Annotated in this window: 20 protein-coding genes; 13 read left to right on the forward strand and 7 right to left on the reverse strand. The window is 61.7% G+C overall.

What is annotated here, in order from left to right; genetic code table 11:
• Positions 1-23: 23 nt before the first annotated feature.
• From OPU96_RS07980 to aspA, 3 genes are all read right to left on the reverse strand, one after another.
• Positions 24-1,001, reverse strand: a complete 978-nt coding sequence (locus OPU96_RS07980; protein ID WP_498558945.1) for an asparaginase — start codon at positions 999-1,001, stop codon at positions 24-26.
• Between the two features lie 77 nt (positions 1,002-1,078).
• Positions 1,079-2,524: an alanine/glycine:cation symporter family protein gene (locus tag OPU96_RS07985; RefSeq protein WP_192298060.1), complete on the reverse strand. Its 1,446-nt coding sequence runs from the start codon at positions 2,522-2,524 to the stop codon at positions 1,079-1,081.
• A 392-nt stretch (positions 2,525-2,916) separates the two neighbouring features.
• On the reverse strand, positions 2,917-4,341 hold the full coding sequence (aspA, locus tag OPU96_RS07990; protein ID WP_192298059.1) for an aspartate ammonia-lyase: 1,425 nt from the start codon (positions 4,339-4,341) through the stop codon (positions 2,917-2,919).
• Between the two features lie 182 nt (positions 4,342-4,523).
• On the opposite strand from aspA, the gene OPU96_RS07995 reads away from it, so the two are divergent.
• The 5 genes from OPU96_RS07995 to OPU96_RS08015 all read left to right on the forward strand — a co-directional run bounded on the left by OPU96_RS07995 (position 4,524) and on the right by OPU96_RS08015 (position 8,319).
• Entirely contained in the window at positions 4,524-5,432 is a 909-nt protein-coding gene (locus OPU96_RS07995) for a LysR substrate-binding domain-containing protein (protein WP_192298058.1), read from the forward strand.
• Positions 5,433-5,764: 332 nt separating this feature from the next.
• Complete coding sequence (gene purE / locus OPU96_RS08000; RefSeq protein WP_003176980.1) at positions 5,765-6,256, forward strand: 5-(carboxyamino)imidazole ribonucleotide mutase; 492 nt, start codon at positions 5,765-5,767, stop codon at positions 6,254-6,256.
• 11 nt (positions 6,257-6,267) lie between these two features.
• The gene (locus tag OPU96_RS08005) at positions 6,268-7,353 is read left to right on the forward strand and encodes a 5-(carboxyamino)imidazole ribonucleotide synthase (RefSeq protein WP_192298057.1); all 1,086 of its coding nucleotides are present in this window, start codon (positions 6,268-6,270) and stop codon (positions 7,351-7,353) included.
• A 105-nt stretch (positions 7,354-7,458) separates the two neighbouring features.
• Positions 7,459-7,704 carry a GlsB/YeaQ/YmgE family stress response membrane protein gene (locus tag OPU96_RS08010; RefSeq protein ID WP_016978642.1) on the forward strand — a complete coding sequence of 82 codons (246 nt, stop codon included), beginning with the start codon at positions 7,459-7,461 and terminating at the stop codon, positions 7,702-7,704.
• Positions 7,705-7,782: 78 nt separating this feature from the next.
• On the forward strand, positions 7,783-8,319 hold the full coding sequence (locus OPU96_RS08015) for a DUF3299 domain-containing protein (protein WP_050784921.1): 537 nt from the start codon (positions 7,783-7,785) through the stop codon (positions 8,317-8,319).
• Positions 8,320-8,455: 136 nt separating this feature from the next.
• On the opposite strand, the gene OPU96_RS08020 is transcribed toward OPU96_RS08015, so the two are convergent.
• Both OPU96_RS08020 and OPU96_RS08025 read right to left on the reverse strand, forming a co-directional pair.
• Complete coding sequence (locus OPU96_RS08020) at positions 8,456-9,355, reverse strand: D-hexose-6-phosphate mutarotase (RefSeq protein ID WP_226454706.1); 900 nt, start codon at positions 9,353-9,355, stop codon at positions 8,456-8,458.
• A 57-nt stretch (positions 9,356-9,412) separates the two neighbouring features.
• The gene (locus OPU96_RS08025; RefSeq protein ID WP_003176975.1) at positions 9,413-9,817 is read right to left on the reverse strand and encodes an acyl-CoA thioesterase; all 405 of its coding nucleotides are present in this window, start codon (positions 9,815-9,817) and stop codon (positions 9,413-9,415) included.
• 239 nt (positions 9,818-10,056) lie between these two features.
• On the opposite strand from OPU96_RS08025, the gene OPU96_RS08030 reads away from it, so the two are divergent.
• The 8 genes from OPU96_RS08030 to OPU96_RS08065 all read left to right on the forward strand — a co-directional run bounded on the left by OPU96_RS08030 (position 10,057) and on the right by OPU96_RS08065 (position 20,546).
• A complete protein-coding gene (locus tag OPU96_RS08030; RefSeq protein WP_192298055.1) occupies positions 10,057-11,346 on the forward strand; it encodes an MFS transporter in 1,290 nt (429 codons plus the stop codon).
• Between the two features lie 232 nt (positions 11,347-11,578).
• Positions 11,579-12,565 carry a phosphate ABC transporter substrate-binding protein PstS gene (locus OPU96_RS08035; RefSeq protein ID WP_192298054.1) on the forward strand — a complete coding sequence of 329 codons (987 nt, stop codon included), beginning with the start codon at positions 11,579-11,581 and terminating at the stop codon, positions 12,563-12,565.
• 489 nt (positions 12,566-13,054) lie between these two features.
• Positions 13,055-15,088 carry an ABC transporter permease subunit gene (locus OPU96_RS08040; protein ID WP_192298247.1) on the forward strand — a complete coding sequence of 678 codons (2,034 nt, stop codon included), beginning with the start codon at positions 13,055-13,057 and terminating at the stop codon, positions 15,086-15,088.
• Between the two features lie 15 nt (positions 15,089-15,103).
• Entirely contained in the window at positions 15,104-16,774 is a 1,671-nt protein-coding gene (gene pstA / locus OPU96_RS08045) for a phosphate ABC transporter permease PstA (protein ID WP_192298053.1), read from the forward strand.
• Positions 16,775-16,914: 140 nt separating this feature from the next.
• Positions 16,915-17,748: a phosphate ABC transporter ATP-binding protein PstB gene (gene pstB / locus OPU96_RS08050; protein ID WP_192298052.1), complete on the forward strand. Its 834-nt coding sequence runs from the start codon at positions 16,915-16,917 to the stop codon at positions 17,746-17,748.
• A 70-nt stretch (positions 17,749-17,818) separates the two neighbouring features.
• Positions 17,819-18,580, forward strand: coding sequence for a phosphate signaling complex protein PhoU (gene phoU / locus OPU96_RS08055; protein ID WP_192298051.1), 762 nt, complete (start codon positions 17,819-17,821; stop codon positions 18,578-18,580).
• A 168-nt stretch (positions 18,581-18,748) separates the two neighbouring features.
• Complete coding sequence (locus OPU96_RS08060; RefSeq protein ID WP_226454704.1) at positions 18,749-19,663, forward strand: response regulator; 915 nt, start codon at positions 18,749-18,751, stop codon at positions 19,661-19,663.
• A 220-nt stretch (positions 19,664-19,883) separates the two neighbouring features.
• Positions 19,884-20,546, forward strand: coding sequence for a M23 family metallopeptidase (locus OPU96_RS08065; protein WP_226454703.1), 663 nt, complete (start codon positions 19,884-19,886; stop codon positions 20,544-20,546).
• Between the two features lie 3 nt (positions 20,547-20,549).
• Here the strand turns inward: OPU96_RS08065 and OPU96_RS08070 are convergent, their stop codons facing one another.
• Complete coding sequence (locus OPU96_RS08070; protein WP_305391758.1) at positions 20,550-21,890, reverse strand: hemolysin family protein; 1,341 nt, start codon at positions 21,888-21,890, stop codon at positions 20,550-20,552.
• Between the two features lie 268 nt (positions 21,891-22,158).
• Complete coding sequence (gene phoR, locus OPU96_RS08075; protein ID WP_230412680.1) at positions 22,159-23,445, reverse strand: phosphate regulon sensor histidine kinase PhoR; 1,287 nt, start codon at positions 23,443-23,445, stop codon at positions 22,159-22,161.
• Between the last annotated feature and the right edge of the window lie 31 nt (positions 23,446-23,476).

Consider the following 23,476-nt stretch of genomic DNA (forward strand, 5'->3'; position numbering starts at 1 on the left):
GTGGTGCTTACTTAGACTGTGGCTCAGCGCAGCTCGCCGCACAGGTCCAGTTCCACCAGGCGGCGGATTTGCGGGATGTCGATCCCGGCGCCGAGCAGCGCGTTGAGCTTGCCGAATGCGGCTTCGCGGGTCATGCCACCGCCCGACAGGACGCCGACGCCGCGCAGGCGGCTGCCGGCCTCGTACACATCCAGCTCCACGCCGCCTTCATGGCATTGGGTGATGGCGACCACCACAATGGCCTGTTCTTGCGCGCGCTGGAGGCTGGCCAGAAACGCTGGGTTGTCACTGGGGCCGGTGCCGCTGCCGAAGCATTCCAGGATCAGCGCCTGGATGCCGCTGGCAATGATCGCGTCCAACTGGGCTGCACCGATACCCGGTACCAACGGCAGCACGCCGACGTTGGCCAGGGCTTTGGGCTGGCGATAGCCAAGGGCTTGGGGAATGGACTCGGCATGCGCCACGCCGCCTTGACGGTTCAACGCCGCGAAAGGGTTGCGGCCGAAGCTGCGGATTTTCGCACAGCGGGTCGGCGCCATCATCGCGCCGTGAAAGTGCAGGTGCACGCCCGGTGCCAAACCTGCGCCCAATGCCTGCAGGGCGCCGCTGACGTTTTCCCAGGCATCACTGTCGGGTACGCCGGCGGGCAACATGGAACCGGTGAACACCACCGGCACCGGCAGGCCCAGCAGTTGGAAAGCCATGGCCGCTGCGCTGTAGGCCAGGGTGTCGGTGCCATGCAGGATCAGCACGCCGTCGCAGCCCTGGTCCACGGCATCGATCACCGCGGTGCGCAGGCGCTGCCAGTAGGCGGGGGTCATATTGGCGCTGTCGATCAGCGGGGCCATTTCCTCGAAGCGCCAGGCGGGCACAGGCTGGTTGGCGAGCTGTTCGCGCATGCGCGCTTCGAAGCCGGAAGCGGGGGCCAGGCCGTTGGCACTGGCCTGCATGCCGATGGTGCCGCCGGTATAGAGCACCATGACGTTGTTAGCTGGTTGCATCGAAAAATCTCCTGAACGAAAAACGCCGCACGGCCCCGAGCATGCCCAAGGTCGTACGGCGTGTCATCTCTCTACGCTCAGCGCTGGGCTTGGGCGTTCAGTTCAGCCGATGGAGCGGCCTCGGGTTTTACCGGGTTGGCCGGCCAGGCGCTGCGGTCCAGGTCCAGGTCAGGGAACTGGCTGGAGTCGAACACCGGGGTCTTGATGCCTGCCGCGCGCTGGTTGTCGTAGTCGTTCAGGATACGCATGGCGATCTTGAACAGGAACGCCAGCGCGAACAGGTTGACGAAGGCGAGCATGGTCATGGTGATGTCGGCAAACGCGAACACGGTGCTCAGGTTCTCGATGGAGCCCCAGAAGATCAGCACCAGCACCAGAGCGCGATAGCCCATCAGTACCTTGCGGTTGTTGCCCACCAAAAAGCGCAGGTTGCTCTCGCCCAGGTAGTAGTTGTACATGATCGAGGTGAACACGAACAACGCCAGGGCCACGGAGATGAACATGCGGCCCCAGTCACCGACCACGGCAGCCAGGGAGTTCTGGGTCAGGGCAATGCCGTCGCCTTCAAAGCCCGGGGTGTAGAAACCGGAGAGCAGGATCAGCAAGGCGGTGCAGGTGCAGATCACGAAGGTATCGAGGAACACACTGAATGCCTGGACCACGCCCTGGGCAATCGGGTGCTCTACAGAGGCCACGGCTGCCACGTTCGGCGCACTGCCCAGACCGGCTTCGTTGGCGAACACGCCGCGCTTCACACCCATGATGATCGCGCTGCCGACCAGGCCACCGAAGGCTTGGTCCAGACCGAAGGCGCTCTTGACGATGGTCATCAGCATGGCCGGTACGTGGTCGAACTGCAGCACGATCACGTACAGGGTCACGGCGATGTAGACCAGGGTCTTGACCGGCACCAGCAGGTCGGCGATCGAGGCGATGCGCTTGATCCCGCCGATGAACACCAGGCCCAACAAGGCCGCCAGGGCCAGGCCGGTGTAGGTGGTGTCGAGGCCGAAGGCGTTGTTCAGCGAGTGGGTCACGGCGTGGGCTTGCAGGCCGTTGAAGGCGAAGCCGAAGGTCACCAGCAGCAGGAACGCCATGACCATGCCCAACCAGCGCTTCTGCAGGCCGTGCTGGATGTAATACGCCGGGCCGCCACGGTAGGTGCCTTCTGCGTCGGTGCGCTTGTACAGCTGGCCGAGGGAACATTCGATAAAGCTCGAAGACATGCCCACCAATGCGGTGACCCACATCCAGAACACCGCCCCCGGGCCACCCAGGGTCACCGCAATGCCGACACCGGCAATGTTGCCGGCACCCACGCGGCCGGCCAGGCTGAGCATCAGCGCCTGGAACGAGCTGAGTTGGTCGGAGCTGTTCTTCAGGCTGTCTTTAAACACCGAGAACATGTGGAAAAAGTGACGCAGTTGTACGAAACGCGAGCGGATCGTGAAATAACCGCCGAGCCCGACAATGAGCACGATCAGTACTTTCCCTGAGAGGAAGTCGTTGATGACTTCGAGCATGGAGTGTTCCTCGCTGATTTTTCTAATGGCAAACGCAGGACGGTTCGACGCCGTCGCTTGGCACCAGGCAGTGCGCGACAGTTCGACCCCAATCCTTTTGCGGGTTGTTATTCATGCGGTTTCGCGCTGTGTTCAGGGCCTCGTTACCGACGGCCGCAGACGCGAGAGGGGCGGCACTATACCTAGGCGAACGTGATCCGTCTGCCTGGGCTGATTAAAGGTTTCAGCCAAGCTGTTGCAGGGGCGGTGGGCTTACAGGGCGATATTGGAGTTTTTATGGGCGTCATTTCACAACCTTGAGGCAAAAAAAAGGGCCTGAAGAACGAGCCTTCAGGCCCTCAAAAGGTGAGAGGTGTCTAGTCCCTCAACCTGGTGAGCGGTGCAACAAACGCTTAGGCCTTCAGCGGGACCAAGCGTGGGGCAATCATGTTTTCGGGGCGCAGGATGTCGTCGAGCATGGCGTCGTCGAGCAAGCCTTCTTCGCGCACCAGTTCCAGCACGCCACGGCCGCTTTCGAGAGCGATACGGGCGATGCGGGTGGCGTTTTCATAGCCGATGTACGGGTTCAGCGCGGTAACCAGGCCGATGGAGTGCTCCACCAGTTCGCGGCAGCGGGCTTCGTTGGCAGTGATGCCGGTGATGCAGTGCTCGCGCAGCATGTCCATGGCGCGTTGCAGCAGGCGGATCGAGTCGAAGATCTTGAAGGCGATCAGCGGCTCCATCACGTTCAGCTGCAGTTGGCCGCCTTCGGCTGCCATGGTCAGCGCCAGGTCGTTGCCGATCACTTGGAACGCCACCTGGTTGACGGCTTCCGGAATTACCGGGTTGACCTTGCCGGGCATGATCGAGCTGCCTGGCTGGCGCGCTGGCAGGTTGATCTCGTTGATCCCGGTGCGTGGGCCGCTGGACAGCAGGCGCAGGTCGTTGCAGATCTTCGACAGTTTCACCGCGGTACGCTTGAGCATGCCGGAGAACAGCACGAAAGCGCCCATGTCGGAGGTGGCTTCGATCAGGTCGGCGGCCGGTACCACCGGCTGGCCGCTGATCACGGCCAGGCGTTGTACGGCCAGGGCCTGGTAGCGCGGGTCGGCGTTGATGCCGGTACCGATGGCGGTGCCGCCCAGGTTCACTTCGGTCAACAGCTCTGGCGCCAGGGTTTTCAGGCGGGCCAGGTCTTCACCGAGGGTGGTGGCGAAGGCGCGGAATTCCTGGCCGAGGGTCATCGGCACGGCGTCTTGCAATTGGGTGCGGCCCATTTTCAGCACGTGGCTGAATTCGACGCCCTTGGCTGCGAACGCCTGGATCAGACTGTCGAGGCTGGCCAGCAGCGCGTCATGGCCCAGCAGCAGACCCAGGCGGATCGCGGTCGGGTAGGCGTCGTTGGTCGACTGCGCCATGTTCACGTCGTTGTTGGGGTGCAGGTATTGATATTCGCCCTTCTGGTGGCCCATGGCCTCCAGCGCGATGTTGGCGATGACTTCGTTGGCATTCATGTTGGTTGAAGTGCCAGCGCCGCCTTGAATCATGTCCACCACGAACTCTTCGTGGAAATCGCCGCGGATCAGACGGGCACAGGCTTCGCTGATGGCAGCGTGCTTGGCTTCACTGAGCTGACCCAGCTCGCGGTTGGCGTCTGCCGCCGCTTGCTTGACCATTGCCAGACCGACCACCAATTTCGGGTAATGCGAAATCGGAACGCCCGAGAGGCGGAAGTTGTTCACCGCTCGCAGGGTCTGGATGCCGTAATACGCTTGAGCCGGTACTTCAAGTACGCCAAGCAGGTCTTTTTCGGTACGGAAAGATGCAGCGGAGGACATGACGGAAATCATCTCGATATGGACCCGGAACTGGCCGGAACGCTGCGAATGCTAGGCTTGTGTGTGTTTTTGGGCCAATGCTGTTCAGCACTGGGCTATGCATAAACGGCATAATGCAGGTGTGACCCGGCTATCATGGCGGGCGTGTGTACCAAAATGGTGCGTACCCGTGGGAGTAAGTGATGAACCTTGAGAGCAAATGGCTGGAAGACTTCAGCGCCCTGGCGGCCACTCGCAGCTTTTCCCAGGCGGCGGAGCGGCGCTTTGTCACCCAGCCGGCGTTCAGTCGTCGCATCCGCAGCCTGGAGGCGGCGCTGGGCCTGACTCTGGTCAATCGCTCGCGCACGCCGGTGGAGCTGACGGCGGCGGGGCAGTTGTTCCTGGTGACTGCGCGCACCGTGGTCGAACAGCTCGGTGAAGTGCTGCGCCACTTGCACCATCTTGAGGGCGGGCAGGGCGAAGTCATGCAAGTGGCGGCGGCCCACTCCCTGGCGCTGGGGTTCTTCCCGCGCTGGATCGCACAGTTGCGTAACGAAGGCCTGAACATTGCCACGCGGCTGGTCGCCACCAACGTCGGCGACGCCGTACACGCCCTGCGCGAAGGCGGATGCGACTTGATGCTGGCGTTCTACGACCCGGACGCGGCGATGCAGATGGATGCCGAGATCTTCCCCTCCCTGCACCTGGGCAACACCGAAATGCTCCCGGTGTGCGCGGCCGATGCCGATGGCAAGCCGTTGTTCGACCTGGAAGGTGAGGGCAGCGTGCCGCTCCTGGCCTACAGCGCCGGTGCGTTTCTTGGCCGATCCGTTCACTTGCTATTGCGCCAACGTGCGCTGCGCTTTACCACCGTGTATGAAACCGCCATGGCCGACAGTCTTAAAAGCATGGCCCTGGAAGGCTTGGGTATCGCCTGGGTGCCGCAGTTGAGCGTGCGGGCGGAATTGGCGCGTGGTGAATTGGTGGTGTGCGGCGGCCCGCAATGGCATGTGCCGTTGGAGATTCGCCTGTATCGCTGCGCGTTGGTGCGCAAGGCCAACGTGCGGTTGTTGTGGCGCAAGTTGGAAGGTGGGGCGGCGCAGGGCGCTTGAGTGCGCTGAAGATCAATGTGGGAGCTGGCTTGCCTGCGATAGCTGTAGTGAATTCACCATTGCTATCGCAGGCAAGCCAGCTCCCACATTGACCCAGTTCCCATGGGGAATGTGTGTTGTTTTCGCTGACCTGAAAGTCAATAAAACCGCCGCTTTGCCCCGCTAGACAGATGGTCATCCAAGGGGCTGTTTATCTGGATTATTACGGTATACTGCGCGGCCTTCGGCCGGTCCAACCGGCCTTAATTCGCACACCAAGCCACGCCGGATTTCCCGCGTGGCTTGTTGTTTTTTGACGCGCCTGCGGGCGCCCAGAGAGAAGAGGCACGACGATGAGTGCATTGGTTGGCGTGATCATGGGCTCCAAGTCCGATTGGTCCACCCTTAGCCACACCGCCGATATGCTGGAAAAACTCGGCATTCCGTATGAAGTGAAAGTGGTCTCTGCCCACCGCACCCCGGATTTGCTGTTCCAGTATGCCGATGAAGCAGAATCCCGTGGCATCGAGGTGATCATCGCCGGTGCCGGCGGTGCAGCGCACCTGCCAGGCATGTGTGCGGCCAAGACCCACCTGCCGGTCCTTGGCGTGCCGGTGCAGTCGGCGATGCTCTCGGGCGTGGATTCGCTGTTGTCCATCGTGCAGATGCCGGCCGGCATCCCGGTGGCGACCCTGGCGATCGGCAAGGCCGGCGCGATCAACGCCGCGTTGCTGTCCGCCAGCATCCTGGGCGCCAAGCACCCGCAGTTCCACGCGGTGCTGAAAAAATTCCGTGCTGAGCAGACAGACAGCGTGCTGGACAATCCAGACCCACGCATCGCCTGAGGTTGTTGACGATGAAAATCGGTGTAATCGGTGGCGGCCAACTGGGTCGCATGCTGGCCCTGGCGGGAACCCCGCTGGGGATGAACTTCGCTTTCCTGGACCCGGCGCCGGACGCTTGTGCGGCGGCCCTGGGTGAACACCTGCGCGCTGACTACAGCGACCCGGACCACCTGCGTCAACTGGCCGACGAAGTCGACCTGGTGACCTTCGAGTTCGAAAGCGTCCCGGCCGAGACCGTGGCCTTCCTGTCGCAGTTCGTGCCGGTGTACCCGAGCGCCGAAGCCTTGCGCATCGCTCGCGACCGCTGGTTCGAGAAAAGCATGTTCAAGGACCTGGGCATTCCGACCCCGGCCTTCGCCGACATCCAGTCCCAGGCGGACCTGGACGCCGCCGTCGCCAGCATCGGCCTGCCGGCCGTGCTGAAAACCCGCACCCTGGGTTACGACGGCAAGGGCCAGAAAGTCCTGCGCACCGCCGCTGATGTGGTCGACACCTTCGCCGAACTGGGCAGCGTCGCCTGCCTGCTGGAAGGCTTCGTGCCGTTCACCGGCGAAGTCTCGCTGATCGCCGTGCGTGCCCGTGATGGCGAAACCCGCTTCTACCCGTTGGTGCACAACACCCACGACAGCGGCATCCTCAAGCTGTCCGTGGCCAGCACCGATCACCCGTTGCAGGCCCTGGCCGAAGACTATTCCAGCCGCGTGCTCAAGCAGCTGGATTACGTTGGGGTGATGGCGTTCGAGTTCTTTGAAGTCGACGGTGGCCTCAAGGCCAACGAAATCGCGCCGCGGGTGCACAACTCCGGGCACTGGACCACCGAAGGCGCCGAGTGCAGCCAGTTCGAAAACCACCTGCGGGCGGTGGCGGGCTTGCCGTTGGGCTCCACGGCCAAGGTTGGCGAGAGCGCAATGCTCAACTTCATCGGCGTGGTACCGCCGGTTGAAAAAGTCATCGCCATCGACGACTGCCACTTGCATCACTACGGCAAGGCCTTCAAGGCCGGGCGCAAGGTCGGCCATGCCAACCTGCGCTGCAAGGACCGCGCGACGCTGGAAGCGCAGATCCTCAAGGTTGAAGCGCTGATCGCCGAGCAATAAGCCAAGTCCGACGGGAACCATTGGTGACCGTCGTCTCTCTGATTGCAGGATGCCAAAGCCTGTCTAGGCTTTGGCATAGCTCACCTACATTCAGAGGGAAATGCCATGGGTATCATCGGAACCATCTTTATCGGCTTGATCGTCGGTCTGCTCGCGCGTTTCCTCAAGCCAGGCGACGACAGCATGGGCTGGATCATGACCATCCTGCTGGGTATCGCCGGCTCCCTTGCCGCGACCTATGGTGGCCAGGCGCTGGGTATCTACCAGGCAGGCCAGGGCGCGGGCTTCATTGGTGCGCTGGTCGGCGCGATCATCCTGCTGGTGATCTACGGTCTGATCAAAAAGAAATGATCTAAGCGACAAAGCCCTCTGCGCTGCGCAGGCGCAGAGGGCTAGAATGCTCGCCACCTGTACTTGTCGAGCCTCTCCATGCGCCGTCTTTTGTTGACTCTCCTCTTGCTCGGCTCCGGCCTGGCCCACGCCGGTGAACTGCCGGAAACCGATTGGCTCGACCTGATGCCGCTGTCGGACCAGAAAGCCCTCGAAGCCATGCCCGAGATCGACCACAACTCCCCCGAAGCCCAGGGCACCTTTACCGACAAAGGTGGCTTGAAGCAGAGCAAAGGCTTGCCGGCGGTGATGTATTCGACCAAGACCGTGGCCGCCATGAACGGCAAGAATATCCGCATCGGCGGCTACCCGGTGCCGCTGGAAACCGACGCCAAGGGCCGCAGCACGCTGTTCTTCCTGGTGCCGTACCCAGGCGCCTGCATCCACGTGCCGCCACCGCCGCCGAACCAACTGGTGCTGGTGCGTTATCCCAAGGGGCTGAAGCTGGATGACATCTACACGCCGCTGTGGGTCACGGGCACGTTGAAGGTGGAGAAGGTCAACAATGACCTGGCGGATGCAGCGTATGCGCTGGATGCTGGCAAGGTGAGGGTGGTAAAGGAGTCGGATCTCTAACGCCTGGCGAAGATCTAATGTGGGAGCGGGCTTGTGTGGGAGCGGGCTTGCTCGCGAATTCGGTGGTTCAGTCGAAATATCTGTGTCTGATACACCGTCTTCGCGAGCAAGCCCGCTCCCACATTTTGATCAGCGCTTACAGGCCGAGACCTGTGATGCTCACGCCCAGGGTGTGGCTTCGGCCGGGTGCCAACTCAACAACATCATCCAGCACATTCGCCGTCTCGATGCACAACATGCCCGTCCAGCCGTCATCGGCCATGTCATCAAACGCCTTGGCGCGTTCGGTCCACGGGTTCCAGATCACGGTGGATTTCGAGCCCTGGCTGGTGAGCTGGATGCGGCGCTGCCAATCCTGGTCGACAATGTTCAACTGCGCCGGGGTATCCAGATAGATGCGATCGGTCTCGGCGTTGAAGTGCAGCAGCCCGCTCTGTCGTTTGGTCGTCCAGCCGTCGGCGGTGTCGATATAGGCCGTTGCGTCCAACCCTTCGACGTGCACGTTACGCACATCGCTCACGGCGAAATAGGTGTGCAGCGCCTGGCTCAGGGTCACGGTGTCGGTACCACGGTTGTGGCTGGTCAGGCGGATATGCAGTTGTTCGTCCAGCAGCAGGCTCAAGATCAGCTCGACCTGGTGGGGCCAGCCGGGGAAGCCGCCCGCCGGCACAGGCAAGACCAGGTCGATACGCAGGGCGTCGCCTTCAAGCTCGGTCGTGGCCAATTCCCACAACGCAGTGCGCGCAAAACCATGGGCACCGGCCGGCTGCTCGCTCTGGCGCATCGCCTTGACGCTCTGTGGGTTGCGCTCAAACACACCAAACCACGGCCAGCACACCGGCACGCCGGTGCGGATGCCTTTGCCTTGCTTGAACACCGCTTGCGGGTTCGGCCAGATCAGCGGCTGCTCGCCATCACGCTTGTAACTGAAGATATGCGCGCCCTGTTGGGCCACCATCAATTCAGCGCCGTTGTGGCGGATGCGCCAGCAGTCCAGCTCATCCAGTTTCACGGTTTCAACGTGGGGCGTAGGCATAACAGCGCTCTCAAATGGCAGGCAATGGGGCAATTGACCGTCAAAACCCCGCGAGGTTTAACGGGCGCGCGATGGAACCGAGCGCGTGCGGCCACTGCCGTCGATGGCGACGAACACGAACACCGCCTCGGTGACCTTGCGCCATTCGCTGGACAGCGGGTCGTCGCTCCACACTTCGACCATCATCTGGATCGAGCTGCGACCGATTTCCAGGGCCTGGGTATAAAAGGACAGTTGTGCGCCCACGGCGACCGGCACCAGGAACGCCATGCGGTCGATGGCCACGGTGGCGACACGGCCACCTGCGACCTTGCTGGCCATGGCGGTGCCGGCGAGGTCCATCTGCGCGACCAGCCAGCCGCCGAAAATATCGCCAAAGCCGTTGGTTTCACGGGGAAGCGCGGTGATTTGCAGGGCGAGATCGCCTTGCGGGATGGGGTCTTCTTGTTCGAGTTCGATCATGCCGAGGATGCCTCTCAAGACTGCGGGTCTGGCGCGTGCAAGGGCCGAGTATATCGGGAGCCTCGCGCCGCGACGACCGTCTATGGCTGATTTGGTCGGCAATTCGCCGCTGTATTGCGGCTTTTTCCGACAACTGTGCTTCTGGTGTGCTTTTGCAAGCGATTTGCTATCGTGCCCAACCGTCCTGGCTCAGCCAGCACCTCGGATCTGCCGTTCTGACTAATAAGAGAAGCCTTGCCATGTCCTCCGTGCCCGCAAGCAGTGCGCAACCTTCGCGCCCGCTGACCCGCAACGACTATAAAACCCTGTCGCTGTCTGCCTTGGGCGGGGCGCTGGAATTTTATGATTTCATTATTTTCGTGTTTTTCGCCACCGTGGTCGGAAAACTCTTTTTCCCCGTCGATATGCCTGAATGGCTGCGCATGATGCAGACCTTCGGCATCTTTGCCGCCGGCTACCTGGCACGCCCGCTGGGCGGCATCATCATGGCGCACTTCGGCGACCTGCTGGGTCGCAAGAAGATGTTCACCCTGAGTATCTTCATGATGGCCGTGCCGACCCTGATCATGGGCCTGCTGCCGACCTACGCGCAGATTGGTCTGTGGGCACCGATCCTGTTGCTGCTGATGCGCGTGATCCAGGGCGCGGCGATTGGCGGCGAAGTACCGGGCGCCTGGGTGTTCGTCTCCGAACATGTACCGCCGCGCCACGTCGGTTATGCCTGCGGCACCCTGACCAGCGGCCTCACCGCCGGCATTCTGCTGGGTTCGCTGGTGGCGACGGCCATCAACACCCTGTACACCCCGGTAGAGGTTTCGGATTTCGCCTGGCGCATCCCGTTCCTGCTTGGCGGTGTGTTCGGCCTGTTGTCGGTGTACCTGCGTCGCTGGCTGCATGAAACGCCGATCTTCGCCGAGATGCAGCAACGCAAGACCCTGGCCGCCGAACTGCCGCTGCGTGCGGTTTTGCGTGACCATCGTGGTGCCATCGTGCTGTCGATGCTGCTGACCTGGCTGCTGTCGGCCGGTATCGTCGTGGTCATCCTGATGACCCCGACCGTGCTGCAGACCGTCTACCACTTCGCGCCGACCGTCGCCCTGCAAGCCAACAGCCTGGCCATCGTCACCTTGAGCCTGGGCTGCATCCTTTCCGGTGCCCTGGCCGACCGTTTCGGCGCTGGCCGTGTGCTGGTCGCCGGTTGCCTGTTGCTGCTGGGCAGCTCGTGGACCCTGTACCACAGCCTCTTCCAGCATCCGGACTGGCTGTTCCCGCTGTACGCCCTGACCGGTTTGTTCGTCGGCACCATCGGCGTGGTGCCTTACGTGATGGTGAAAGCCTTCCCACCCGTGGTGCGCTTCAGCGGCTTGTCGTTTTCCTACAACGTCGCCTACGCCATCTTTGGCGGCCTGACGCCGCTGGCGGTGTCGTTGCTGATGAAGGAAAGCCCGATGGGCCCTGCCTACTATGTCGCCGTGCTGTGTGTGATGGGGATGTTGGTGGGTGGGTATCTGTGGAAGCGTTCCCGCTAAGCGCTTGAGAGTGATCGTTCCTATGCAATGTAGGAACGATCACATTACAGAGTATTTCTGAGCCGCCCCCGTTGTTGCCAAACCCCCCGTATTCTCGGCCTTTCCCCGTTTAGCTGCGTTTAAAGCCAATACTGGCCTTTCATCTAATTGTCATATTCCAGACATAGAGTGTTCACACGGCCTACCGATACTTGGCCCCGATCCAACTATCCCTATCTGCTAGGAGTAAGGCATGAAACTGAAGCGTTTGATGGCGGCTATGACATTTGTCGCTGCTGGCGTTGCGACTGCTAACGCATTCGCCGCTGTTGACCCAGCTATCCCGAGCTACACCAAGACCACCGGTGTGTCGGGCAACTTGTCCAGCGTTGGTTCTGACACCCTGGCCAACCTGATGACCCTGTGGGCTGAGTCCTACAAAAAAGAATACCCGAACGTAAACATCCAGATTCAGGCCGCTGGCTCCGCCACCGCGCCACCTGCGTTGACTGAAGGCACCTCCAACCTGGGCCCGATGAGCCGCAAGATGAAGGACACCGAACTGGCTGCCTTCGAGCAGAAGTACGGCTACAAGCCAACCGCTATCCCGGTTGCCGTGGACGCCCTGGCTGTATTCGTACACAAGGACAACCCGATTCAGCACCTGACCATGGAACAAGTCGACGCGATCTTCTCCTCGACTCGTCTGTGCGGCGGCAAAGCTGACGTAAAAACCTGGGGCGACCTGGGTGTGACTGGCGACCTGGCCAACAAGCCAGTGCAACTGTTCGGTCGTAACTCGGTATCCGGCACTTACGGCTACTTCAAAGAAGAAGCCCTGTGCAAAGGCGACTACAAGCCAAACGTGAACGAACAACCAGGCTCGGCTTCGGTCGTGCAGTCGATCAGCTCCTCGCTGAACGGCATCGGTTACTCGGGCATCGGCTACAAGACTGCAAGCGTGAAGACCGTTGCCCTGGCTAAAAAAGGCAGCACTGACTTCATCGAAGACAGCGAAGAAAACGCCCTGAACGGCAAATACCCGCTGTCGCGTTTCCTCTACGTTTACGTCAACAAAGCCCCGAACAAGCCTCTGGCGCCGCTGGAAGCTGAGTTCGTGAAACTGGTGCTGTCCAAACAGGGCCAGGAAGTTGTCGTGAAAGACGGCTACATCCCACTGCCAGCCAAAGTTGCCGCCAAGGCCCTGGCTGACCTGGGTTTGAAAGAAGGCGCCAAGTAAGCCTGCAATACCTGGTGTAGCAGCGGGCCCAGTGGGAGTGGGCTTGCTCGCGAAGGCGGTGTATCAGTCGCCACTGTGTTGAATGACACGCCGCCTTCGCGAGCAAGCCCGCTCCCACACAAGCAAACCGGTCTACACCTCCTAATTTTCAGTCCGCTGCCAGCTCTGCTACGCGGCGGATTTCTTGCGTCACTGCATTGTCATCTTTCTGTCATACAGGATCGCTAGGGTGTGCGCATGAATGATCTGGCCAATTCCACCATGACGACGACTTCTCCTCCCAAGCGCATTGATTTCAATACGCCTGAGCTGCAACGCAAGCGCCGCATTCGCGCGCTCAAAGATCGCCTGACCCGTTGGTACGTGTTGATCGGCGGCCTCGCCGTCCTCGGCGCTATCACCCTGATCTTCTTCTTCCTCGCCTACGTGGTCGCGCCGTTGTTCCAGGGCGCCTCGCTGACCAAGGAAGGCGCCTTGACGCCCGCCTGGATGCAGGACGCCGGCAAACCGTTGATGATCTCCCTCGAAGAGCAGAACCAGGTCGCCATGCGGGTTTCCGACAAGGGCCAGGCACTGTTCTTCAATGTCGAAAACGGCGCCGAACTCAAGCGTGTCGACCTGCCGCTGCCAGCCGGTACAAGCGTTGCTTCCATTGGTGAAGACCAACCGGGCAGCCCACTGGTGATCCTTGGTTTGTCCAATGGCCAGTCCCTGGTATTCCGCCACACTTATAAGGTGTCCTACCCGGACGGCAAGAAGACGATTACGCCTGCGATTGAATACCCCTACGGTGAAACGCCGATCGTCCTGGATGACGCCGGTCGCCCACTGGAGCACGTTGCGCTCAACGCTACGGATTCGTCCCTGGTGGTCGCCGGTTCCGCCGGTTCGCACCTGAACGTGCTGTCCCTGAGCCGCGAAGAAAACATGATGACCGGCGAAGTCACCAGCGAGCAGAAGCGTATCGAGCTGCCGCAAATGACCGAGCCGGTGAAGGCGATCTTCATCGATCCGCGCCAACAGTGGCTGTACGTAATCAACGGTCGCGCCCTGGCCGATGTGTTCAGCCTGCGCGACAAGAGCCTCAACGGTCGCTACAAATTGTTGGAAGATGGCACCGCCGAAATCACCGCCAGCACCCAGCTGGTTGGCGGTATCTCGCTGATCGTCGGTAACTCCAAGGGCGGCCTGGCCCAGTGGTTCATGGCCCGCGACCCGGATGGCGAGCAGCGTCTGAAGCAGATCCGCACCTTCCAGATGGGCACTGCGCCGGTTGTTGAAATCACCGCCGAAGAACGTCGCAAAGGCTTCACCGCCCTGGATGCTTCCGGCAAGTTCGGTGTGTTCCACAGCACCGCTCATCGCACCTTGCTGGTGGATCAAGTGGTCGACGCCCAGGGCGTGTTCGGCTTGTCGCCACGGGCCAACCGCGTGATCGTGGAAGCCGGTGGCAAGCTGCAACCGCTGGCGCTGGACAACCCGCACCCGGAAGTTTCGTGGAGCGCGTTGTGGAGCAAAGTCTGGTACGAGAACTACGACGAGCCTAAATACGTCTGGCAATCGACCGCCGCCAACACCGACTTCGAACCCAAGATGAGCCTGGCGCCACTGACCTTCGGTACGCTGAAGGCGGCGTTCTACGCCATGTTGCTGGCCGCGCCACTGGCTGTCGCCGCGGCGATCTACACCGCTTACTTCATGGCCCCGAGCCTGCGCCGCAAGGTCAAGCCGGTGATCGAACTGATGGAAGCGATGCCGACGGTGATCCTCGGCTTCTTCGCCGGCCTGTTCCTGGCGCCGTATGTCGAAGGGCATTTGCCGGGGATTTTCAGCCTGTTGATGCTGCTGCCGATTGGCATCCTGGTGGCCGGCTTCATCTTCAGCCGCTTGCCTGAGTCGATCCGCCTGCGTGTTCCCGATGGCTGGGAAAGCGCGATCCTGATCCCGGTGATCCTGTTTGTGGGCTGGCTCTCGCTGTACATGAGCCCGTACCTGGAAACCTGGTTCTTCGGCGGCGACATGCGCATGTGGATCTCCCACGACCTGGGCATCACCTACGACCAGCGCAACGCCCTGGTCGTCGGCCTGGCCATGGGTTTTGCGGTTATCCCGAACATCTATTCCATCGCCGAAGACGCCGTGTTCAGCGTACCGCGTGGCCTGACCCTGGGCTCGCTGGCCCTGGGTGCCACGCCGTGGCAGACCATGACCCGCGTAGTGATCCTGACCGCCAGCCCGGGCATCTTCTCGGCCCTGATGATCGGCATGGGCCGCGCCGTCGGCGAGACCATGATCGTGCTGATGGCCACCGGGAACACCCCGGTGATGGAGATGAACCTGTTCGAAGGCCTGCGCACGCTGGCGGCGAACGTCGCGGTGGAAATGCCCGAGTCGGAAGTGGGCGGCAGTCACTACCGCGTGCTGTTCCTCTCGGCGCTGGTGCTGCTGCTGTTCACCTTCATCATGAACACCCTCGCCGAGCTGATCCGTCAGCGTCTGCGCAAGAAATACTCGTCGCTTTAAGAAAGGTAGAAGTCTGTGAAACAGAACTCCCTGAATGGATGGTTCAAGAGCGGCGCCCCAGGCGTCTGGATCAGCGGTGGCGCGGTGTCCATCGCGGTCATCATGACCATTGGTTTGCTGGCTGTGATTGCGGTGCGTGGTTTGGGCCACTTCTGGCCGGCTGACCTGATCCAGGCCAACTACAGCGTACCGGGCCAGGCAAACCACATCGTCATCGGCGAAGTGGTGCAGAAAGAAGAAGTGCCGCGCGAGCGCCTCAAAAGCGCTGGCCTGCCCGTGCCGGAACAAGGCCCGGAATTCATGACCCGCGAGCTGATCAAGGTCGGCAACCGGGACTTGAACGGCAACGACTTCACCTGGATCGTCGGCGAGTGGCTCAAGGACCAGACCAAGCCGGTCGAGCTGATGGCCATCGAGCGCCGTGAGTGGGGTAACTTCTACGGCACCCTGGTCAACGTCAAGCAAGATGGCAAGATCATCGCCGAAGGCGAGGCTGCGTGGCCGGAGTTGCAAGCCCGCGTTGACCGCGTGAACAAGTTGGCTGCCCAGCTCAAGAGCCTGGAAAAAACCGACATCGGCGCGATCAACGCCGGTTTGGAACGCATCCGCCTGCACGGTCGCAAGCTGGAACTGGAAGGCAAGCTTGATGCTGCCGCCCAGGCCGACATGGCTGCCGACCGCGCCGAGCTGAATGCCCGCTACCAAGACATCGAAGCGCGCCTGGCCGATCTGCACACCCAGTTCAACCGTGACGCACTGACCGCCCGTGACGGCAACGGCAAGGAAGTCGAGATCGGCATCGGCAAAGTGGTGCACGCCTACCAGCCGAACGCCATGGGCACCTTTACCAAGATCGGCTTCTACTTCAGCAAGGTCTGGGAGTTCCTCAGCGATGACCCGCGGGAAGCCAACACCGAAGGCGGGATCTTCCCGGCGATCTTCGGCACCGTGATGATGACCCTGATCATGGCGATGATCGTGACGCCGTTCGGCGTACTGGCGGCGGTTTACCTGCGTGAATACGCCAAGCAGAACGCGCTGACCCGCATCATCCGCATCGCCGTGAACAACCTGGCGGGCGTACCGGCCATCGTCTACGGCGTGTTCGGCCTGGGCTTCTTCGTGTATGTACTGGGTGGTTCGGTAGACCGCCTGTTCTTCGCCGAAGCCCTGCCGGCCCCGACCTTTGGTACGCCGGGCCTGTTGTGGGCCTCGCTGACCCTGGCACTGCTGGCGGTGCCGGTGGTGATCGTGGCCACCGAAGAAGGCCTGGCGCGGATTCCCCGCACCGTGCGTGAAGGTTCCCTGGCACTCGGCGCGACCAAGGCGGAAACGCTGTGGAAGATCGTGCTGCCGATGGCCAGCCCGGCGATGATGACCGGCATGATCCTCGCCGTGGCCCGCGCCGCCGGTGAAGTGGCGCCGCTGATGCTGGTAGGGGTAGTGAAACTGGCGCCGTCGCTGCCGCTGGATGGCAACTACCCGTACCTGCACCTGGACCAGAAGATCATGCACCTGGGCTTCCATATCTACGACGTCGGCTTCCAGAGCCCCAACGTCGAAGCGGCACGGCCACTGGTGTACGCCACCGCCTTGCTGCTGGTGCTGGTGATCGCCACGCTGAACTTGTCGGCGGTGTGGATTCGTAACCACCTGCGCGAAAAATACAAAGCGTTGGATAGCTGATCTGAATTGAACGCGGACTAAATGTGGGAGCGGGCTTGCTCGCGAATGCGGTGTCTCAGTAACACATAGGTCGACTGACCGGACGCCTTCGCGAGCAAGCCCGCTCCCACACAACGAATTGGTAGCACAGGGAGCATCCCATGCAACACGAAACCCATTCCCACGGCATCAACATGTCTGCCCTGGGTCGCGACAAGCAGAGCCTGAGCCTGGCCCAGGAAACCGTGGCCATCGAAGTACCGGGCCTGAGCCTGTACTACGGTGAGAAGCAGGCGCTGTTCGACGTCAGCATGAACATCCCCAAGCAGCGCGTGACCGCCTTCATCGGCCCGTCGGGCTGCGGCAAGTCCACGCTGCTGCGCACCTTCAACCGCATGAACGACCTGGTGGACGGTTGCCGCGTCGACGGCGCCATCAACCTCTACGGCAGCAACATCTATCGCAAGGGCGAGGATGTGGCCGAGCTGCGTCGTCGCGTGGGCATGGTGTTCCAGAAGCCCAACCCGTTCCCCAAGACCATCTACGAAAACGTGGTCTACGGCCTGCGTATCCAGGGCATCAACAAGAAGCGCATCCTCGACGAAGCGGTTGAGTGGGCCTTGAAAGGCGCGGCGCTGTGGGACGAAGTGAAGGACCGCCTGCACGATTCGGCACTCGGCCTGTCCGGCGGCCAGCAGCAACGTCTGGTGATCGCACGGACCATCGCCGTGGAGCCGGAAGTACTGCTGCTCGACGAACCGTGCTCGGCACTCGACCCGATCTCGACGCTGAAAGTCGAAGAGCTGATCTACGAGCTCAAATCCAAGTTCACCATCGTCATCGTGACCCACAACATGCAACAGGCGGCGCGGGTTTCCGACTACACCGCATTCATGTACATGGGCAAGTTGGTGGAATTCGGCGATACCGATACCCTGTTCACCAATCCGGCGAAGAAGCAGACCGAAGACTACATCACCGGTCGCTACGGCTAGTCAGCCGTGGTTCTGATTGCACTGACGCTGCGGTTCTCCGCACCTTACCGGACGCTCCAAGGACGCCAACATGATTAGCAAAGAAGGCCTTACCCACCACATCTCCGCGCAGTTCAACGCCGAGCTTGAGGAAGTGCGCAGCCACCTCCTGGCGATGGGCGGTCTGGTGGAGAAGCAAGTCAACGACGCCGTGACCGCGCTGATCGAGGCCGACTCGGGCCTGGCCCAGCAAGTGCGTGAGATCGACGACCAGATCAACCAGATGGAACGCAATATCGACGAAGAATGCCTGCGCATTCTGGCCCGTCGCCAGCCGGCGGCGTCCGACCTGCGTTTGATCATCAGCATCTCCAAGTCGGTGATCGACCTGGAGCGCATCGGCGACGAAGCCACCAAGATCGCCCGTCGTGCCATCCAGCTGTGCGAAGAGGGCGAAGCGCCGCGTGGTTATGTGGAAGTGCGCCACATTGGCGACCAAGTACGCAATATGGTGCGTGATGCACTGGACGCGTTCGCCCGTTTCGACGCCGAGCTGGCGCTGTCCGTCGCCCAGTACGACAAGATCATCGACCGCGAATACAAGACCGCGCTGCGTGAACTGGCGACCTACATGATGGAAGACCCGCGCTCTATCTCGCGGGTCTTGAGCATTATCTGGGTACTGCGTTCGCTGGAGCGGATCGGCGACCACGCGCGCAACATTTCGGAGCTGGTGATCTACTTGGTGCGCGGCACCGACGTACGGCACATGGGGCTCAAGCGCATGAAGGCCGAAGTTGAAGGCTCGACCGATCAAATCCCTAATGTTCCCGGCGAATCTGACGATAAGTAAGGTTGCCCGAGAAATTAACGCCCGGCCATTGGCCGGGCGTTTTCGTTTGTGGCTTCTGAATTTTTTGCGCGGCAGGCGTAATAAAGTCCTGCTGTGACTAACGAGTTTTGGCAAAATGCCACCAGTCAGGCGTCTTGCGTGCCGAAGTTTTTATAGGATGAAGGGTCGATGAGTAAAGTCAGTGTATTGGTGGTGGATGACGCCTCGTTTATCCGCGATCTGGTGAAGAAGTGCCTGCGCAACTACTTCCCTGGGATCAAGCTTGAAGATGCGGTGAACGGCAAGAAGGCCCAGACCATCCTGATGCGCGAGACGTTCGACCTGGTGCTGTGCGACTGGGAAATGCCCGAGATGTCCGGCCTTGAGCTGTTGACCTGGTGCCGCGAACAGCCTCATCTCAAAGCCATGCCGTTCGTGATGGTGACCAGCCGTGGCGACAAGGAAAACGTGGTCCAGGCGATCCAGGCCGGGGTTTCCGGCTATGTCAGCAAGCCATTCACCAACGAGCAGTTGCTGAACAAGGTCAAGCAGGCCCTGCACAAGGTCGGCCGCCTCGACGCCCTGGTTGCCAGCGCACCGACCAAGATGAACTCGGCTTTCGGCAACGACTCCCTGAGCGCCCTGACCGGCGGCAAACCCGAAGCCGCTCGCACGGCGCCGGCCGCCGCCCCCGCGCCTGCGCCGAACCGAGGCCTGCTCAACAGCCAGCCGGTGCAGGCACCTGCCGCGGCGGCCGCGCCGGCGGCTGGGCGCGGCCAGGGCCAGTTGCGCCTGTCCAGTGGCACCCAGCAATGCGTGATCAAGGGCCTGAGCATCAAGGAGGCGCTGTTGGTGGTGCGTCGCGGCGAGGTCCTGCCCCAGGTATTGGAAAGCGCCGTGCTCGACCTTGAGCAAGGCGACAACGCCGAAGTCGCACGCCTCAACGGCTACCTGCACGCCATCGTCGCCCACGAGCCCAAGCCCGACAGCGACTGGCTGCAACTGACCTTCCGGTTTATCGACCAGGACGCGCAGAAGCTCGATTACATCTCCCGCCTGATCGCCCGCGGCACCGCGCAGAAGCATTTTGTGCCGGGTGCGTAACCTTAGGAACGACACCTGAACATTGTGGGAGCGGGCTTGTGTGGGAGCGGGCTTGCTCGCGAATGCGGTGTACCAGTTGATGCATGTGCCGACTGACCCACCGCATTCGCGAGCAAGCCCGCTCCCACCAAGCCCGCACCCACGGTTGATCTGCTTTGCCGCATACAGAGTTGTCATGATTCCTTGCTAGCCTGCCGTTTCATCTCGGCAGGTTCACACCATGCTCATGCGCTGCTTGCTGTGCTGCGGGCTGGCCACGGTTGCCATGTCGGCCCAGGCCATGACCGTCTACAAATCAGTCGATGCCAACGGCAACGTGGTTTACAGCGACCGGCAAACCCCCGGGGCGCAGGCGTTCGTGATCCAGGAGCGCAAGCCCGAGCGGCCCGTGCTTGATAGACCCAAGCCCACTTACTCGTCGCAAGCCTACCGCTACCCGCTGCCCTGGCGCGGTGGGCCGTTCCGTCTGAGCCAAGGGCCCAACGGCAGCTTCAGCCATACCGACGCCAAAAGCCGCTACGCCATGGACATCGCCATGCCCGAAGGCACGCCGATCATCGCGGCGCGCAGCGGCGTGGTGGTGAAAACCGAGAACCAGCAGGCCGGACGTGGCAACGATGCGTCGGGAAATTTTGTGCGGGTGCGCCATGATGACGGCACCGAGGGCGTGTACCTGCACCTCAAGCAAGGTTCGGTCAGCGTTCGGGTGGGGCAACGGGTCGCGGTGGGCAGCCCGCTGGCGCTGTCGGGCAATACCGGCAACAGCAGCGGGCCGCATCTGCATTTTGTGGTGCAGCGCGCCAGTGAGGCGGGGCTGGTGTCGATCCCGTATGAGTTCAACCAGCCGGTGGGCGCATTGCCCAACTTTGCGTTGGGCAACTGAGGCTCAATCCAGTAGCAGGACCTTGGCCAATACGATCTTTGGCCCTTTCATCTTCTTGATGATGATCCGCAAGCCTTCGACTTCCAGCACTTCTTCTTCTTCCGGCACCCGTTTCAGGGTTTCGTAGATCAGGCCGGCCAGGGTTTCGGCTTCGATGTGGTCCAGATCGATGCCCAGCAGGCGCTCAATCTTGAACAGCGGCGTGTCGCCACGCACCAACAGCTTGCCCGGCTGATAGGCCAGGATGCCGCGCTCGGCCTTGCGGTGTTCATCCTGGATGTCGCCCACCAGCACTTCCAGCACGTCTTCCATGGTCAGGTAGCCGATGATCTTGCCGTCGGCTTCTTCCACCAGGGCGAAGTGTGCGCCGCCCTTGCGGAACTGCTCCAGCAGCTGCGACAACGGCATATGCCGCGACACGCGCTCCAGCGGGCGGGTCAGCTCGGCCAGGTTGAACGACTCGGGGATGTGGTCCAAAGCCGCCAGTTCCAGCAGCAAATCCTTGATGTGCAGCAGGCCCACGAATTCGTTGCGCACCGCGTCATACACCGGGTAGCGGCTGAATTTGTGGCGGCGGAACAGCGCGAGGATTTCCTTGAGCGGGGCATTGAAATCCAGGGTCACCAGGTCTTCCCGGGAGTTGGCCCAGTCGACCACTTCCAGTTCGCCCATTTCCACGGCCGAGGCCAGTACGCGCATGCCTTGGTCGCTGGGGTCCTGGCCACGGCTGGAGTGCAGGATCAGCTTGAGTTCTTCGCGGCTGTAATGGTGTTCATGGTGCGGGCCGGGCTCGCCTTGGCCGGCGATACGCAGGATCGCGTTGGCACTGGCGTTGAGCAGGTAGATCGCCGGGTACATCGCCCAATAGAACAGGTACAGCGGCACCGCCGTCCACAGCGACAACAACTCCGGTTTGCGGATCGCCCAGGACTTGGGCGCCAGTTCGCCGACCACGATGTGCAGGTAGGAAATCACAAAGAATGCGGCGAAGAACGATACGCCCTTGATCACTTCCGGCGACTCGACGCCCGCGGCGCCCAGCAGCGGCTCGAGGATATGCGCAAACGCCGGTTCGCCGACCCAGCCCAGGCCCAGGGAGGCGAGGGTGATACCCAACTGGCAGGCCGACAGGTAGGCGTCGAGCTGGCTGTGCACGGTGCGCAGGATCTGCCCGCGCCAGCCGTTGGTGTGGGCGATGGCCTCGACCCGGGTGGAGCGCAGTTTGACCATGGCAAATTCCGCCGCAACGAAAAAACCGTTGAGCAGTACCAGGATCAGTGCAAAAAGAATCATGCCGAAGTCGGCGAAGAGTGTAGCGAGGGTGATACCAGGGGAAGGGTCCATGATGGGGTTTTGCAGGTTCCGTGTGTTCAATAAGGGTTAACAGGTGGCCCGCAAACGCGGACGCAAGTCGGCCAATGTAGCGGCTGATGGGGCGCTTGCCTAGTCCGATACGTCGCAAATCCACTGTGGGAGCGGGCTTGTGTGGGAGCGGGCTTGCTCGCGAAGGCGGTTTGTCAGAAAAGGATGTGCTGACTGATACACCGCCTTCGCGAGCAAGCCCGCTCCCACAAAAGCCAGCTCCCACATTTAATCCAGTGGTGTATTCGGGTTATTCGTCGGTGCCGAGGACGCGCGAGCGGGTCACCTGCGCCGGCGCAAAGTGGCAGGTAAACGTGCTGCCATGGCCCAGTACACTGCTGATTTCCAGGCGCGCACGGTGGCGCAGTAGCACATGCTTGACGATTGCCAGGCCAAGCCCGGTGCCGCCGGTGTTGGAGTTGCGGCTGGAGTCGACGCGGTAGAAACGCTCGGTCAGGCGCGGCAGGTGCTTGGCGTCGATGCCGATGCCGGAATCCTGCACGCTCAAGTGGGCGCCTTGTTCATCGGCCCACCAGCGGATGCGGATGGTGCCCTTGTCCTGGGTGTACTTGACGGCGTTGAACACCAGGTTGGAAAACGCGCTGCGCAACTCACCTTCGCTGCCTTTGAGCAGCACCGACGGGTCGGCTTCCAGGGTGATCTGCTGGCCGCGTTGGCCGGAGAGGGCCTGGGCGTCGTGCTTGATGGTCTGCAACAGGGTTTGTACGGCCACCGGCTGGTTGTCCGACGGGTAGTCGGTCGCCTCCAGCTTGGCCAACAGCAACAGGTCATTGAGCAGGGTCTGCATACGTGAGCCTTGCTGCTGCATCTGTTGCAGCGCCCGGCTCCAGCGCGGGTTGATCTCGTCGACATTGTCCAGCAGCGTCTCCAGGTAGCCACAGATCACCGTCAACGGTGTACGCAGCTCGTGGGAGACGTTGGCGACGAAGTCCTTGCGCATCTGTTCGAGCTGGTGGATGCGGGTCACGTCGCGGACCAGCATCAGGTGTTCGTTGTTGCCGTAGCGCGTCAGGTACAGCTGGATGCGCACGCGGTCATTGGTGGGCGAGGGGATTTCCAGGGCTTCTTCGTAGTTGTCCTGCTCGAAGTATTCCTTGAAGCGCGGATGGCGTACCAGGTTGGTCACCGGCTGGCCGCTGTCCTGGGGCGTCTTGAGGCCCAGCAGGGTTTCGGCGGCGCGGTTCCACCACTCCAGGTTGCCGTCGCTGTCGAGCATGATCACCGCGTCTTTCAGCGCTGCGGTGGACTCCTGCACCCGGTCGATCACCGCTTGCAGGCGCCCGCGCACCCGTTGGTCGCGGCGTTGCAGGTGGTAGATGCTGTCGAACACCTCGCCCCACAGGCCGTAGCCGTCGGGCGGTGCTTCGTCGGGTTTGTGCTGGCGCAGCCATTCATGCAAGCGCAGCAATTGCTTGAGCGTCCAGCCCAGGTACAGGCCGATGCCGATGGCCAGGCTCCAGCCGTAATAACCGCTGATCAGGCCGACCAGCAGGCAGCCGGTGACCAGCAGGAGCATGTGGCGGATCAGGGTGCCGTGCCAGTTTTGG

The organism is Pseudomonas sp. RP-B7, from assembly GCF_059803535.1.